This is a genomic window from Desulfobaculum senezii, from assembly GCF_054657395.1.
Map to the genome: position 1 here is coordinate 329,431 of NZ_BAAHYU010000003.1, position 15,058 is coordinate 344,488.

Here is a 15,058-nt window from a genome sequence, read left to right on the forward strand (position 1 = left end):
CGAAGAGCTCAAGCCAGCGGAGCTCTCCTCTTGACCGCGGCGTAACGACCCGGCCCATCCTAGGGCACATAAAAAAGGGTGACTTCGCTGAAAGCGAATCACCCTTTTGTGTTGTGGCAAAAAGCCTCAGTGTGTTGCCTTATTGCCTTTTGTCGTTCTTTTGCGATTTCCGAATCAATTTCGAAAGGGCTTTTTCTTTAGCCTTCCTCTCATGATTCTTCTTTTCATTCACTTTGCTTTCAAGAAAGAGAAGCTCGGAACGCATGTTCAAATAGTTTTTATAGCGTTCCATCTCCAAAGAGCCATCCATGAGCAGTTCGCGTACGGCGCACCCCGGCTCATTTTGATGGGTGCAATCATTGAAGCGGCACCGCTTGGCAGCTTCATGAATCTCGCCGTAGGTGTCGTCTAGGCTCTGCCGACTTCCCCAAAGCTGAAGCTCGCGCATGCCGGGTGTGTCGATCACCATGGCTCCGCTTTCCAGAAAGAACAGCTCCTTGTGGGATGTTGTATGCTTCCCCCTCAAGTCGCTTTCACGCAGCGAACCGGTTTTCAATGCGCTTCTTCCCAAAAGAGCGTTGATCAGCGAGGACTTGCCCACACCGGAATGTCCGGTGAAAGCAAGAGTAGAGCCGCGACGAAAGCTCATTGAGAATGTCTCCAGCCCTTCATGGGTCATGGCACTCACCACGTGGATAGGGAAATCCTCCGCGACGCTCTGGGCTTGAAGCAGGGCGAGGTCCTTGTCGGCGCAAAGGTCTGCCTTGTTGAGGACGATAATCGGCTTGGCGCCGCCTTCCATGGTCATGGCAATATACCGCTCAACGCCCCGGAGATTGAAGTTCCTGCCTCCATCAAGGCCGCAGACGATGCAGAGATAATCAATGTTCGCTGCAATTACTTGCTCCTGCGTTTCCGATCCTGCTCTGTTGCGGGAAAACGCACTGGCCCGTGTCAGGACCTTCTCGATCTGGGCGTAATCGTCGCATTGTCGAATAACGACCCAGTCGCCCACAGTGGGGTAATCAGCCCGGTTGATGGCGGTGTACTGAAAGTGGCCTGAGACGTCTCCGTTCACGACGCCTTGCGGTGTGTATATCCTGTACTGGTGGCGTGATTCCTTTACAACGCGACCAACATTGAATCCTTGATGTTTGTATGGCTGAAACTGGTCTTCGAAAAACGGATTCCAACCGAGTTCTTGCATACTAAACATGTTCGCCACCCATGTGTTGACGTTCAATTTTGTCCAAAGCGATTCTGGCCGGGAAAGGCAATTGCGTAATCAGGCGTGCTGCCAGCGTAAACAGTACGACCTCATTGTCGTCGCAGGCAATGCGGTTGGTGCGGATAAAGCCGCATTTTTGGCACTGGTGTATAACAGCGCACTCCCCGTTGTCCTTAATCCACAAAGCGATTGGCTCCATGGTGCCTCGACAACCGGAACGACGATCACCAATTTTCATGTCCACGTGCTTGCTGTGCAGGCAGTGGCAACAATGGTTTCGATTTTTCGTTCCGCTTAATGGCGAGGGGACTGTGAGTCCGCAATGGTCACATATAAATGGGTTTGTATCAAAGTGTATGGTTTTCCGCTGTCGGGACATGACTTTGCTCCTGCAAATACACATTGTATTTACCTGCCTTTGCAGCCGCTTATGAAGCCTGTCTCTTGATTGGGCGAGAACAGCGCGCGGCAACGCGAACCTATAAAATCCAGTCGGGATTCACAGAGGTTGCCTGCTTGCGCATAGCACAAACCAAGAGCGTGCTTGAAGAAAGCCGCTACAAATGAACGTATCGGGGTAATGACAATATGGGGCAGGGGTGCCCTGTTTTGCGGGATGCGGAAGAAAGTGGGTATAAGAGCAGAAAGCTCCCATTAGAACGTTGTCTAATGAGGAATCTTTTCAAGCGCATTCCTAAAACAGGAACACCCTTTTTACATTTGTAAACATCAAAGCTCCTTTGAATTGATGCCATGCACATATTCAGTGAATGGCGCATTTGTCAATGGCTGATTGCCGTCACGAAATGGATGCTGGTGTGCTTCGTCCTTCGCGGCATCTGGCCTGCATTGAAGAAGTGTTGCGGTCCCGTTGCCCGCCCATGGCGAGCTGGTGTGGGTGTCCTCAGTTGCAGAACCGCACGGATGCCTCCCTGCGGAATCACCTCCGCTCCCGCCCCCATCGTTCAACACACCCGCCATCGCCACCCCACCCCCATCCCCCATATTGGGATTCTCAAGGGCGAAGCCCTTGAGCAGCGTTGCTATCTTGATCTCTAAGCCCCTTCGTCCTTTCAGGCCGAACGGACTAAGAGCTCAAGTCAGCGGAGCTATCCTCTTGACCACGGCGTAACGACCCGGCCCATCCTAGGACACCGCATTCGGCGCCCCTCATGCGCAACGCCCTTGAGCAGCGTTGCTCTCTTGATCTCTAAGCCCCTTCGTCCTTTCAGGCCGAACGGACGAAGAGCTCAAGCCAGCGGAGCTATCCTCTTGACCGCGGCGTCGCGACCCGGCCCATCCCAAGGCACCGCCTGTACAACACTGTGGTGTTGTGGAGGGCGATGCAAAAAATGCTGTTGCATGCGGCGGTGCAGTGACGCGCACGCGTTATATGGGGGCGGGGGAGGGTGGTGTGACGGGGCGTCACAGGATTGAAACATCCAAACCGCTTGACACAGCGGCAAAAGTGGGCGTAACACTTTTCGCATGTGCAACACCACCACCGCTACCACCACCCGCTTTACCATGACCGGCCTGATGTATTTCTGGCTGTTCTTTATGTATTTTATGCGGGCCTGCGGTCAGGGGTGGAAGGGTTTATAGCACGGGTAAAAACCAGCTTTCATCGGGGCCGCAGGCATCAGCCTGCGGCCCTTTTTTATGCAATTTCGGGCTTGTGCAGGCTGGTGTCGGCGCAGATGAGGCGCAACACAGTGGAGATAAGACAATGATGCTTGGCAAAGCCATCCGGCTGGAACGAATGTTCAACCGCAACACGGGACGTACCATCGTGGTTCCCATGGACCACGGGGTGAGTGTTGGCCCCATTTACGGCCTTGTAGACCTCAAGGGCACCGTGAATCAGATTGCGGAAGGCGGCGCGAACGCCGTGTTAATGCATAAGGGGCTGCCACGCTGCACGCACCGTGGTGCGGGACGAGACATTGGCCTTATCATTCACCTTTCTGCCAGCACGTCGTTGTGTCCGACGCCGAATGCCAAAACCCTCGTGGGCACGGTTGAGGACGCGCTGAAATTGGGTGCGGACGCGGTATCCGTGCATGTGAACCTTGGCGATGAGACGGAGCGCCACATGCTGCACTCCCTTGGCGAGGTGACCTCGAAGGCCGCAGAGTGGGGCATGCCTGTGCTGGCGATGCTGTACGCCCGCGGCCCGCAGATTGAAAACGAATTTGCGCCGGAGATGGTTCGCCACTGCGCCCGTGTGGGCGAAGAGCTTGGTGCCGATGTCGTCAAGGTCGCCTACACCGGCGATGTGGAGAGCTACGCCACTGTTGTGGAATCGTGCTGCATTCCGGTGGTGATTGCCGGTGGTCCGAAGCTGGACAACACCACGGACCTTCTGCGTATGGTACACGACAGCATTCAGGCGGGCGGCGCTGGGCTGTCCGTTGGCCGCAACGTCTTCCAGCACCGGGACGTCTCCCGCTTGCTCAAGGCGCTGAACGGCATCGTCCATCAGGACTGGGACCTTGATCAGGCCGTTGAATTCATGGGCGAGAAACTGGACTAGAACCGGCAAAACCACAGCGGAAGCGACCAATGAAACAGATTTTTGTACAAGCCATCCCCTTCGACAAGCACTTCGTGACTCTGGCTCTGGAATCCGGCGTAGACGGCGTTATCGTGGAGAAAAAGGACGCAGAAGCGGTCCGCGCGCTGGCCAAGACAGCCGTGCACACTCCCGGCGATTTCACCATCGTTGCCCTTGGTGGAAAAGAGGACGAGGAAAAGGCGGCAAAGGCCCTTACGGCGGGGAAAAACGTCATCCTGCGCGAGGGATGGGAAATCATCCCTGTGGAAAACCTTCTGGCGCAGGGGCAGGGCCTTGGCGTGGAAGTGGCCTCCTATGACCGGGCAATTCTGGCTGCGGGCATTCTGGAGCGCGGCGTGGATTTCCTTGTTGTGCTGCCCGAGGCGGCGGCGGATTTGAAGGCCATTGTCGGGGAGCTGAAATTGAGCCAAGGCACGTTGGAGCTTGAGACCGCCACGGTCACGGCAGTGGAGCAGGCGGGCCTTGGGCACCGCGTGTGCGTGGATACCCTGAGCATGCTGAAGACCGGCCAAGGCATGCTGGTTGGCAATTCCAGCGCCTTTACCGTGCTGGTGCATGCGGAGACGGAGTCCAACCCGTATGTTGCGGCGCGTCCTTTCCGTGTAAATGCCGGCGCGGTCCATGCCTATGCCGCCATGCCCGGCGACAAAACCAATTACCTTGAAGAGCTGCAGGCTGGGTCGCAGGTGCTGGTGGTGGATGCCTCCGGCAAAACCTCCCTTGCCACGGTGGGCCGGGTGAAGGTTGAAGTCCGCCCCATGCTGCTGGTGACGGCGCGGACCAAGGCCGGCGCAGAGGGCAAAATCTTTCTCCAGAACGCGGAAACCATCCGCGTGGTGCGTCCGGACGGAAGCCCTGTTTCCGTGGTGGAGCTGGTCCCGGGCGATGAAATCCTTGTTCGGACGGACGCGGCGGGCCGCCATTTCGGCATGCGCATTCAGGAAGAGATCAAGGAAGGCTGATGATGGGCGACGCCATGGAGAAGAGCGGCGCGAAGGAGCGCCTTGGCGAGCTCCGCCGCGAAATCGACGCCATAGACGAAGCACTGGTGGCGCTCCTCAACCGCCGGGCGGGCTGCTCGCTGGAGGTTGGGCAGATTAAGCAGGGCTCTGGCGACTGCGTGTTCAAGCCCCTGCGGGAGTTGCAGGTCATGGAGCGCCTGCTGGTGCATGCCGACGCCCTGCCGGAGCGCCATTTGCGCGCCATCTACCGCGAGATTTTTTCATCCAGCCGCCGGCTCCAGCACCCGCAGCGGGTGGCCTACCTCGGCCCCGAGGGCACGTTCTCGTACTTTGCGGGCATTGAATTTTTGGGCCACAGCGCGGACTACATGCCCCAGCAGGACCTGGAGGGCGTGTTCCGGGCGGTGAGCTCGGGCGAATGCGGCCTTGGCGTTGTGCCGCTGGAGAACTCCCTCCATGGCACCGTGGGCCAGAGCCTTGATTTGTTCCTGCGCTTTGACGTGCGCATCCAGAGCGAGCTGTACTGCAAAATCAGCCACAGCGTGCTGGGCGCGGCGCAGAAGCTGGGCGACGTAAAGCGGGTGTACTCGCACCCGCAGCCCCTTGCCCAGTGCGCGCGCTGGTTGCGCGGCAACCTGCCAAACGCTGTGCTGGTGCCTGTGGAAAGCACAGCCGCTGCCGCATCCCGCGTGCAGGACGACCCGGAGGCCGTGGCCATCGGCCATAAGCGCCTCGGCGATATCTTCGACCTGAACGTTCTGGTCGAGGGCATTGAGGACCTGCCGGATAACTGGACACGGTTTGTGGTGATTGGTCAGGGGCAGGAGACGGGAGAAGGGCGTGACAAAACGTCGCTCCTCTTCACCCTGCCGGATAAGCCCGGCGCGCTGTCCGGCGTGCTGGATGTGTTCACCCGCCACGGCGTGAACATGAAGAAGCTGGAATCGCGCCCCATGCGGGGCGAAAAATGGAAGTATGTGTTTTTTGTGGATGCGCAGTGTGATTTGGAACGCAGCGACTTTGCCCATGTCTTGACGGAAGTGGAAGAGCGCTCAACCACCATGCGCATTCTGGGGTGCTACCCGGAGGGAGAGTCCTTTGACGTCTCCTCGCAACCCGGGCCGGACGCGCCGTAAAAAATATTCGCATTTCGCAAAGGGAGAAGAAGGGAATGAAGGTCAACTACGACGAACAGAAGGACGTCCTACGTATCGTCCTCTCCGGAACGCCGGTCCGCCGGTGTGACCATGAAAAGCCCGGCGTGGTGCTGGGCTATGGCGGGGACGGAACACTGGTGAATCTGGAAATCCGCGACGCGTCGCGCAAGATAGACAATCCACGCAGTGTGGATATTGCCATGAACGGGCGCAGCGTGCACGGCATGCGCCTTCTGTAACGTTGGAGAAGACGTCCATGCATATTTCTCATGCCACCGTCCGAGTCAAGGCTCCGGCCAGCAAGTCCATGTCGCACCGCGCCGTCATCGCAGCGGCGCTGGCGCAGGGACAGAGTCGGCTGACCGGGGTTTTGGATAGCGTGGACCTCGACCGGACGATGGACTGCCTGCGCGCCTGCGGGGCGACCATCGAACGCCGTGGCGACACTGTCGTCGTGGATGGGGTTTCAGGCCTGCCCCGTGGTGGGGAGAACGAACCGGCGAACTTGAACGTACACGAATCGGGCACGACCTGCCGTTTGATGACTGGTGTTGTCGCGGCGGGCAGAGGGCGCTTTCGCCTCCACGGAGCGCCCCGCATGCACGAGCGCCCAATCGGTGCTCTTGCCAATGTGCTTGAAGACCTCGGCGCGCAGTTCGTTTGGGAAGGGAAAAAGGGGTTTCCGCCGTTCGTTCTTTCCGCCTCGGGCTTTCCGGGCGGCTCGGTCACCGTTGATGCCGGGGAGAGCAGTCAGTACCTCTCCGGCGTGCTGCTGGCCGCAGCGTGCGCCCGCGAGACGACAACCGTCGCCCTTGGCGGCGAAAAGGTCGTGTCGTGGCCGTATGTGGCACTGACACTGCAAATTCTGGACGACTTCGGCATTGATGTGCGCGTGCAGACCCGCAGCGAAGGCGGCCAATGGGCCGATACCGACTGGCGGGATATGGACGCCGCACGCCCCGGCCATGTGCGCTTTGTGGTGCAGCCGGGCGCTTATGTCAGCGGCGATTATGCCGTTGAGGGCGACTGGAGCAACGCGTCGTACTTTCTTGCGGCGGGGGCTGTTGGGCCGCACCCGGTACAGGTGAGCGGTCTGCGTATGGACTCCCTGCAGGGCGACCGCGCCATGCTGGACATCCTTGGCCTGATGGGCGCGCGCATTACGTGGTCTGCGGACGGCGTGCTGGTTGCGCCGCCGGTCTCCGGCGGCCTGCGCGGGGTGACGGTGGACATGGGCTCGTGCCCGGACATTGTGCCCACTGTGGCTGTTGTGGCGGCCCACGCCACGTCGCGGACCGTCATCACCGGCGCGGCGCATCTGCGCATTAAGGAATGCGACCGCCTTGACGCCACGGCCACGGAACTCGCCAAGGTGGGCGCCAAGGTCACGACCACGGATGACGGGCTCATCATTGACCCGGCTCCCATCCGTCCCGGAGCGGTGGACCTTGCCACCTACGGCGACCACCGCATTCCTATGAGTCTGTCCGTGCTGGAGCTGTCCGGCGTTGTGCCGCGCTTTGATACGCCGGAGTGTGTTTCCAAATCGTTTCCCGGTTTCTGGGACGAATGGGCTGCTGTCCGCCATGTTGCGGGCCGCGCTGAATAGAGAATGAAGAGTATGCAGATAGAAAGCCTCCTTGTCGTCGGCAGTCAGGGCCGAATGGGACAGCTGTTCATGCAGCGGGCCGAGTCGTGTGGACTTGGCGTGCGCGGCGTGGACAGGCCGCTGTCCCGCTCTGCCGTGGCCGAAGCCGCGCGCGGTGCGGACCTTGTGCTGTTGGCGGTTCCTGCCTCCGCCATGCAGGAGGTCGCCGCGCTGTGCGCGTCCGTGATGACGCCGCCGCAGATTCTGGCGGACATCTGTTCCGTGAAGGTGGCGCCAGTGGCGGCCATGATGGCCGTCTACGACGGCCCCGTTGTGGGGACGCACCCCCTCTTTGGCCCCGCGCCCAGCGCGGAGGACAGGCGCGTGGCCGTGGCCGGTGGCCGGGGCCACGCCGAGCGCGATGCGGTGCAGGCCTGCTTTGCCCGCATGGGCTTTGACTCCTTCATGACCACGGTGGACGAGCACGACAGCGCCATGGCGGCCATTCAGGGCCTCAACTTCGTGACCACGGTGTCGTACTTCGCGGCGCTGGCCGGACGCGAGGAACTGGAAAAATTCATCACTCCCTCCTTCAACCGCCGCCTTGATGCGGCCCGCAAGATGCTGACCGAGGACGCCGAGCTGTTCTGCGGTCTTATGGACGTGAATCCGCACACGCAGGAAAGCGTGCGCGCGTTCCGTTCCATGCTCAACATCGCCGCTGGTGGCGACATTGAACTGCTGGCCGAGCGGGCCAATTGGTGGTGGCGTCGTGATACCCTTGGGGGAGACGTGTAACCTTTTGCCAGCCGTCATATCGGCGCACCACCAGAAAAAAGGCCGCATCCCCCCACCGGGATGCGGCCTTTTTTCATGCCGCGCCGGGGGTGGATGCGCAGGGCGGGGCCGCCGTGTGATGGATGCGAATATCGGGTAGAATGGGGCGGGGGACCTCCCGCCAAAGCAGAACGTCAAGACCGCAGCACTCGCGGAGGACAGCATGAGCAGCATATCGGTACGGCAGCACGGCAAATGGATGCCTGCGGACATACAGACCCCCATCAGCCTTTTCCTTGGGTTGGTGGGGCAGCGGCAGGGCATCCTGCTGGAAAGCGCGCAGGTGGATGGCCGCCACGGGCGCTACAGCATTGTGGCATGGAACTTTGCCCTGCGCCTGTCCTGCGACGGCGGCAAGCTGAAAATTGGCGTGCGCGACCCGCGCTTTGAGCCGCTGCGCGAGCTGGCGGACATGCCCTACATGGACGGCGTGCGCGAGGCCATGCGCCGCATTGAAATCACGCCGGAGGAAGGCTTTGAGGACCTGCCTGCCATCACGCGCGGGCTGGTGGGCTACTTCGGCTACGGCGCGGCGGGCATGTTTGAACCCAAGCTCGCCGAGGTCCTGCACCCCGAGGACGCCGAGGCCTGCCTTGTCCTGCCCGGCAACGTGGCGATCTTTGACCACCTGCGCAGCCGTCTGTGCCTGCTGACGCTGAATCCCGGAGTGAAGCCGCAGGTGGATATGAAGGCCGTGGCCCGCGCCGCCGTGAATCCGGACATCGGCGAAACCAGCGTACATCCCGGCAAGCGCGACTATATGCGCAGCGTGGAGCGGACCATAGACCTCATCAAACAGGGCGAATGCATCCAGACGGTGCTGTCCACGCGCTTTTCCGCGCCATTTTCGGGCGACGCCTTTGTGCTGTACCGCCGCCTGCGGCAGGTGAATCCCTCGCCGTATCTGTTCTTTATGCGGCTGCCGGGCATTGAGCTGTTTGGCTCATCGCCGGAACTCCTTGTGCGGTGTGACGACGGGGAGCTTACCACCTGTCCCATCGCCGGAACGCGAAAGCGCGGGGCGACGCCTGCTGAGGACGCGGCGCTGGCCGAAGAGCTTCTTGCCGACCCCAAGGAGCGCGCCGAGCACGTGATGCTGGTGGACCTTGGCCGCAACGACCTTGGCCGCATTGCCACGGCCGGGAGCGTGAGCGTGGATTCCTTCATGCAGGTGGAGCGCTTTTCCCACGTGATGCACCTGACCTCGTATGTGAGCGCGCGCCTTCGCGAGGGGCTGGACGCCCTTGACGTGTTGGCGTCGGCATTTCCGGCGGGCACGGTATCCGGCGCGCCCAAGGTGCGGGCCATGGAAATCATCGCGGACATGGAGCCGCAAGCGCGCGGGCCGTATGCTGGCGCCATCGGCTGGGTCGGCCTCGACAAAGGGCGCGTGGATATGGACACGGGCATCACCATCCGCAGCATGTGGGTGCGCGACGGCACCCTGCATTGGCAGGCCGGGGCGGGCATTGTGTTCGATTCCGACCCGGAGCGCGAATGGGAGGAGTGCGCCAACAAGGCGCGCGTATTGGGAGAGATACTCAAAGGACGCGGAGGCGGCGATGTTCTTGCTGATTGATAACTACGATTCCTTCACCTTCAATCTGGTGCAGGCGTTTCAGCGGCTTGGGCGTGCCCCCCTTGTGCTCAAAAACGACGACCCCCACGTCCTTGAGCTGGCGGACAGCGGCGAGGTAACCAGCGTGTGCCTGTCCCCGGGGCCGAGTTGTCCGGCCAACGCCGGGCTGTGTCTTGAATTCCTTGGGCGGCTTGATCCGGCGGTGCCGGTGCTTGGGGTGTGCCTTGGGCATCAGGTGCTTGGTGAGTATGCCGGCGCGCCCGTGGTGCAGGCAGGGCGCATCATGCATGGCAAGGTGTCGGACATCACCCACGACGGCCAAGGGCTGTTTGCGGACATGCCGAATCCGGTAACGGTTGGGCGCTACCACTCCCTCATTGTGGATGTGGAAAACGCGGCGCCCGAGGCCAAACAGCGGCTGGTGGTCACTGCCCGCACGGAAATGGGCGAGGTTATGGGCATCCGCTATGTGGACAGGCCGTGGGTTGGCGTGCAGTTCCATCCTGAATCCATGCTCACTCCGGAAGGGCTGGCGCTGTTGGCGCGGTTTCCCGAGGGGCTTGTCAGTACACCGCACGCGGCGCGCGCTGGTGCGTAGAAAAACGCTATTCGCAGAAGGAAGGGAATCATGACAGGGATGCACATGGCCGAAGTGTTGGAACTTCTGGCGTTTCATAAGGATTTGCCGCAAGAGATGGCCGAGGAGAGCTTCCGCCGTCTGATGGATGGCAGCATGACGCCGGCGCAGGCCGGGTCGTTTCTCATGGGCCTCAAGACCAAGGGCGAGACGTCCCTTGAACTGACGGCGGCGGTGCGCGCGGCCCTTGAGCAGGCGCGGCTGGTGCCGGGGCTGACGGGCAAGCGCATCGACACCTGCGGCACGGGCGGCGACGGGCAGTGCAGTTTCAATTGCTCCACGGCGGTGGCCCTGACCCTTGCGGGCATGGGGTACGACGTGGTCAAGCATGGCAACCGTTCCGTCTCCAGCACCTGCGGCAGCGCGGACGCGCTGGAGGCCCTTGGGCTGTCGCTGACAACGGAGCCGGACGCCGTGGCCGGGGAGCTTGCGGAGCGGCATTTCGCCTTTTTGTTTGCTCCAGGCTACCATCCGGCGTTTAAGCACGTGATGCCGGTGCGCAAGGAAATCGGCTGCCGCACGCTCTTTAACCTGCTGGGGCCGCTTTTGAACCCCGCGCGGCCGACGCATCAACTGCTGGGTGTGGCTATGCCGGAGTTTGTCCTGCGGATGGCGACGGTGCTGGCGAATACCGGCGTCACGCGCGCGGCGGTGGTGCACGGCGCCGGCGGGTTTGATGAACTCACCCCCTTTGGCGTGAATGACATTGTGCAGGTGCGCGACGGCTGGCTGCGCGAGGAGCGCCTTGACCCGCGCGACCTTGGCTTTGCCCTGCATGCGCCCGAGGCCGTGGCCGTGCGTGGCCGCGAGGAAGCTGTGGACGCCCTGCGCGAGGTGCTGGCCGGTCGCGGTCCCATCGCCATGCGCGAAATGACGGCGCTGAATCTGGGTATGTGCCTGTTCCTGCTGGAGGACGACTACACCCTCAGCGAGGCCATGGACACCGCGCGTGAGGCGCTGTCGTCAGGGGCCGGGGAGACGTTGATCAATGCTTGAGCGGTTTGCCAATGCCAAGGCGGCGGAGATTGCCGCCCTTGAGGATATGCAGGCGCGCGGCGCCTTGCCCGCGCCCTACGCCGGGCCGCGTCCGCCCTTTGTGGAGCGCCTTGTCCAGCACGGGCCGGGGGCGGTTATTGCCGAGTACAAGCGCGCGTCCCCCAGCCGGGGCGATATTGCCCCGCACCTGCGCGCGCGGGATGTGGCCGAGGCCTACGCCCGCGGCGGCGCGGCGGCCATGTCCGTACTGACGGAGGCCGACCACTTCCGCGGCAAGCTGGAGTTTTTGGGCGAGGCCTGCGCCAGCGGACTGCCGCTCCTGCGCAAGGACTTCATCCTGCATCCTTTGCAACTGGTGCAGACGGCGGCAACGCCCGCGTCCGCCGTCTTGCTTATTGCGCGGATGGTGGATGTGGACCGGCTGGCGGAACTCTTGACCCTGTGCCGCGATCTGCGTCTGACGCCTGTGACCGAGGTCTTTGACGCAGACGACCTTGCCCGCGCCCGCACCGCAGGCGCGCGGCTTATTCAGGTGAATAACCGCGACCTGGACACCTTGGACGTGGACGTGCAAACCTCCCGCACGCTCATTGAGCGCAAGCAGTCCGGCGAGTTGTGGGTCAGCGCCAGCGGCATCACCACCCATCAGCAGGTCAGCGAGTTGGCCGGGCTGGGGTATGACGCCGTTTTGGTGGGCACCTTCCTTATGGAGGGTGGCGACCCGGCGGGCGCGCTGCGGCGGCTGACCACGGGGGGCGCATCATGAGCGGCGCGCGCTTTCGGGTGAAGGTCTGCGGCATGACGCGGCAGGCGGACGCCGACATGTGCATCCGTCACGGCGCGGATATGTTGGGCTTTATTTTCCATCCGGCAAGCCCCCGCAATATCACCCCAGAGGACGCGGCGGCCATCCGCACGCCGGGCGTAACGCGCGTTGGCGTGTTTGTCTCGCAGGACGCAGGCGAGGTGCGCGGCATCATGGCCCGCGCCGGGCTGGACATTGCCCAGTTGGCCGGAGACCACGACCGTGCGGCGTGTATGGCCATTGGGCCGGAGCGCGTTATGCGCGTGTTCCGTCCGGAGGCCCATGCTCGCCGCGCCGGGCTGGAGGCGGAGCTTGCCGCCTTTGACGGGGCCATGGCCCTTGCCCTGCTGGACGCCGGAACCGCTGGCGGGGGCCATGGCCGGACCCTTGATTTTGCGGGGTTGGCCGGATTGCGCAGTCCTACGCCGTGGCTCCTTGCCGGGGGCCTGTCGCCGCAGACGCTACCAACAGCGCTGCGGCAGTGTGCGCCGGACGGCTTTGACCTCAATTCCGGCGTGGAGTCCGCGCCCGGACGCAAGGACAACGCCCTTGTGGGGCAGGCGCTGGCACTCCTGCGCGGCGCGTAAACCGTTTTTGAAAGCAAACGACAACGAGAGAACACTCAATCCTCCGCCGTGTGGCGGAGTTGGAGGCCACAGAGATATGCAGAAAGGATACTACGGAGCCTTCGGCGGACAGTTTGTGCCGGAGCTTCTCATGCCCCCACTGGAGGAACTTGAGGAGGCCATGGCGCGCATTGTCCGGTCCCGTAATTTTTTGACGGACTATGCCCAGTTGCTTTCGGACTATGTGGGCCGCGCTACGCCGCTGACCCTGTGCCGCACCCTGTCGCAGCAGGTGGGTTTCAATATCTGGCTCAAGCGCGAGGACCTCGCCCACACCGGCGCGCATAAAATCAACAATACCATGGGGCAGGCGCTGCTCGCCAAGCACATGGGCAAGCCCATCCTGCTGGCGGAGACTGGCGCGGGGCAGCACGGCGTGGCGACGGCCACGGCGGCGGCCGCCCTTGGCCTTGAATGCGTTGTGTACATGGGCGCAACGGACGTGGAGCGGCAAGCGCACAACGTGCGGCGCATGGAGCTGCTCGGCGCGGAGGTGCGCCCGGTGCACTCCGGCACCAAAACCCTCAAGGACGCCACCAACGCCGCCCTGCGCCACTGGATTGCGGAGCAGGGGACCACGCACTATTGCCTTGGCTCCGTTGTTGGCCCGCACCCCTTCCCGGAGCTGGTGCGCGACTTCCAGACCGTGATTGGGCACGAGACGCGCCAGCAGAGCGTGGAGAAGTTCGGCGGCCTGCCGGACGCCATTGTCGCCTGTGTGGGCGGCGGCTCCAACGCCATTGGCATCTTCCACCCCTTCCTTGAGGACCGCGAGGTGCGCCTTGTGGGCGTCGAGGCCGCGGGCGAGGGCACGCCGGACTGCTACCATTCCGCCAGTGTGACCAAGGGCACCGACGGCGTCTTGCACGGGGCCAAGAGCCGCCTGCTCCAGACGCCGGACGGCCAGATTATGCCCTCGCACTCTGTTGCGCCGGGGCTGGACTATCCGGGCGTTGGGCCGGAGCACGTGCATCTGGAGACCTCGGGCCGCGCGGAATACGTGAGCGTGACCGACGATCAGGCCCTTGGCGCCTTCCGCGCCCTGTGCCGCAAGGAGGGCATCATCCCCGCCCTCGAATCCTCCCACGCGCTGGCGTACGTGCTGGAGAACGCGGATGTGTTCGAGCCCGGCAGCAATGTGGTGGTGAACCTTTCCGGACGCGGCGACAAGGATCTTGGCATCATCGCGGAACTGGACCTCTAAGACGCAACAGCATGCAGGCGGCACAGGCCGCCGTGGAGATTGATATGGCTGCATCAAAATTGACGAGTCGCATACGGCAGGCAAACGAGGCGGGGCGCAAGGGCCTCATCGCGTATCTTCCGGCAGGGTTCCCCAGCCTTGAGGAGTTCTTTGACGTCCTCAAGGAGCTGAGCACGGCGGGGGCGGATATTATTGAAATTGGCGTGCCCTTCTCCGACCCCGTGGCCGACGGCCCGGTGGTGGAGCAGGCCGCGCTGGAATGCATTGAACGCGGCGTAACGCTGGAGTGGATTCTGCGCGAACTGCCAAAGCACCGCGCGGACATTGACGCTGCGGTCCTGCTTATGGGCTACACCAATCCCTTTTACCAGTATGGCTACGACCGCCTTGCCGCCGATGCGTCGGCCGCCGGGGTGGACGGCTTTATCGTGCCGGACCTGCCCTTTGAGGAAGCCGGAGACCTGCTGCATGCCCTCAAGGACACGGACGCCGAACTGGTGCCGCTTATTGGCCTGAATACCTCAGCGGAGCGCATGGCGCTGTACACCAAGGGCTTTGGCGGATTCTGCTACGTGGTGAGCGTGCTTGGCGTGACCGGCGGGCAGGTGGACGTGCAGGCGCTGGTTGGCGAGAAGCTGGCCGAGGCCAAGGCGTGCTTTGACATCCCCGTGGCGCTGGGCTTTGGCATTAAGGAGCCGTCCCAGCTTGCGGACGTGGGCGGGCATCTGGACGCTGTGGTCTTTGGCAGCGCTCTTATTACCCACCTGCGCGAAGGCGGCACGGCCAGCGAATTCATGGCCGCGTGGACCGCATAGCCGCGCTGTTTCGGCCCGCCGTGGTCGGGGCTTCCTCAGGAGGCCC

15 protein-coding genes are annotated in these 15,058 nt (G+C 62.5%); 13 read left to right on the plus strand and 2 right to left on the minus strand.

Translation table 11 applies throughout. The features are described 5' to 3' along the window. Window positions 1–139 precede the first annotated feature (139 nt). Together rsgA and ACYQ2T_RS10630 are read right to left on the minus strand one after the other, a co-directional pair. Entirely contained in the window at window positions 140–1,216 is a 1,077-nt protein-coding gene (rsgA, locus tag ACYQ2T_RS10625; RefSeq protein ID WP_459900449.1) for a ribosome small subunit-dependent GTPase A, read from the minus strand. Beyond that, window positions 1,209–1,631: an RNHCP domain-containing protein gene (locus tag ACYQ2T_RS10630; protein ID WP_459900450.1), complete on the minus strand. Its 423-nt coding sequence runs from the start codon at window positions 1,629–1,631 to the stop codon at window positions 1,209–1,211. Before ACYQ2T_RS10630 ends, rsgA begins: the two co-directional genes overlap by 8 nt. Window positions 1,632–2,957: 1,326 nt before the next feature. On the opposite strand from ACYQ2T_RS10630, the gene ACYQ2T_RS10635 reads away from it, so the two are divergent. The 13 genes from ACYQ2T_RS10635 (at window position 2,958) to trpA (ending at window position 15,012) form a co-directional block, all read left to right on the plus strand. Next, window positions 2,958–3,764 (plus strand): 2-amino-3,7-dideoxy-D-threo-hept-6-ulosonate synthase, encoded by an 807-nt coding sequence (locus ACYQ2T_RS10635; RefSeq protein WP_459900452.1) that lies wholly within the window; start codon window positions 2,958–2,960, stop codon window positions 3,762–3,764. 29 nt (window positions 3,765–3,793) lie between these two features. Next, window positions 3,794–4,768, plus strand: a complete 975-nt coding sequence (locus ACYQ2T_RS10640) for a 3-dehydroquinate synthase II family protein (RefSeq protein WP_459900454.1) — start codon at window positions 3,794–3,796, stop codon at window positions 4,766–4,768. A 2-nt stretch (window positions 4,769–4,770) separates the two neighbouring features. Continuing rightward, on the plus strand, window positions 4,771–5,904 hold the full coding sequence (gene pheA, locus ACYQ2T_RS10645; protein WP_459901618.1) for a prephenate dehydratase: 1,134 nt from the start codon (window positions 4,771–4,773) through the stop codon (window positions 5,902–5,904). A gap of 35 nt (window positions 5,905–5,939) precedes the next feature. Then, window positions 5,940–6,164 carry a DUF2283 domain-containing protein gene (locus ACYQ2T_RS10650; protein WP_404843822.1) on the plus strand — a complete coding sequence of 75 codons (225 nt, stop codon included), beginning with the start codon at window positions 5,940–5,942 and terminating at the stop codon, window positions 6,162–6,164. 17 nt (window positions 6,165–6,181) lie between these two features. Further along, window positions 6,182–7,534 (plus strand): 3-phosphoshikimate 1-carboxyvinyltransferase, encoded by a 1,353-nt coding sequence (locus ACYQ2T_RS10655; RefSeq protein ID WP_459900455.1) that lies wholly within the window; start codon window positions 6,182–6,184, stop codon window positions 7,532–7,534. 12 nt (window positions 7,535–7,546) lie between these two features. Then, complete coding sequence (locus ACYQ2T_RS10660; protein WP_459900456.1) at window positions 7,547–8,311, plus strand: prephenate dehydrogenase/arogenate dehydrogenase family protein; 765 nt, start codon at window positions 7,547–7,549, stop codon at window positions 8,309–8,311. A 202-nt stretch (window positions 8,312–8,513) separates the two neighbouring features. Then, window positions 8,514–9,929, plus strand: a complete 1,416-nt coding sequence (locus ACYQ2T_RS10665; RefSeq protein ID WP_404843819.1) for an anthranilate synthase component I family protein — start codon at window positions 8,514–8,516, stop codon at window positions 9,927–9,929. Next, on the plus strand, window positions 9,913–10,527 hold the full coding sequence (locus ACYQ2T_RS10670; protein WP_459900458.1) for an anthranilate synthase component II: 615 nt from the start codon (window positions 9,913–9,915) through the stop codon (window positions 10,525–10,527). The genes ACYQ2T_RS10665 and ACYQ2T_RS10670 overlap by 17 nt, the downstream gene beginning before the upstream one ends. A gap of 39 nt (window positions 10,528–10,566) precedes the next feature. Next, the gene (trpD, locus tag ACYQ2T_RS10675; RefSeq protein WP_459901620.1) at window positions 10,567–11,562 is read left to right on the plus strand and encodes an anthranilate phosphoribosyltransferase; all 996 of its coding nucleotides are present in this window, start codon (window positions 10,567–10,569) and stop codon (window positions 11,560–11,562) included. Continuing rightward, window positions 11,555–12,328: an indole-3-glycerol phosphate synthase TrpC gene (locus ACYQ2T_RS10680; RefSeq protein WP_459900459.1), complete on the plus strand. Its 774-nt coding sequence runs from the start codon at window positions 11,555–11,557 to the stop codon at window positions 12,326–12,328. Before trpD ends, ACYQ2T_RS10680 begins: the two co-directional genes overlap by 8 nt. After that, window positions 12,325–12,954 (plus strand): phosphoribosylanthranilate isomerase, encoded by a 630-nt coding sequence (locus ACYQ2T_RS10685; protein WP_459900460.1) that lies wholly within the window; start codon window positions 12,325–12,327, stop codon window positions 12,952–12,954. Before ACYQ2T_RS10680 ends, ACYQ2T_RS10685 begins: the two co-directional genes overlap by 4 nt. 76 nt (window positions 12,955–13,030) lie before the next feature. Then, window positions 13,031–14,197 (plus strand): tryptophan synthase subunit beta, encoded by a 1,167-nt coding sequence (gene trpB / locus ACYQ2T_RS10690; RefSeq protein WP_459900462.1) that lies wholly within the window; start codon window positions 13,031–13,033, stop codon window positions 14,195–14,197. Window positions 14,198–14,241: 44 nt separating this feature from the next. After that, window positions 14,242–15,012, plus strand: coding sequence for a tryptophan synthase subunit alpha (gene trpA / locus ACYQ2T_RS10695; protein ID WP_459900464.1), 771 nt, complete (start codon window positions 14,242–14,244; stop codon window positions 15,010–15,012). Window positions 15,013–15,058: the final 46 nt, after the last annotated feature.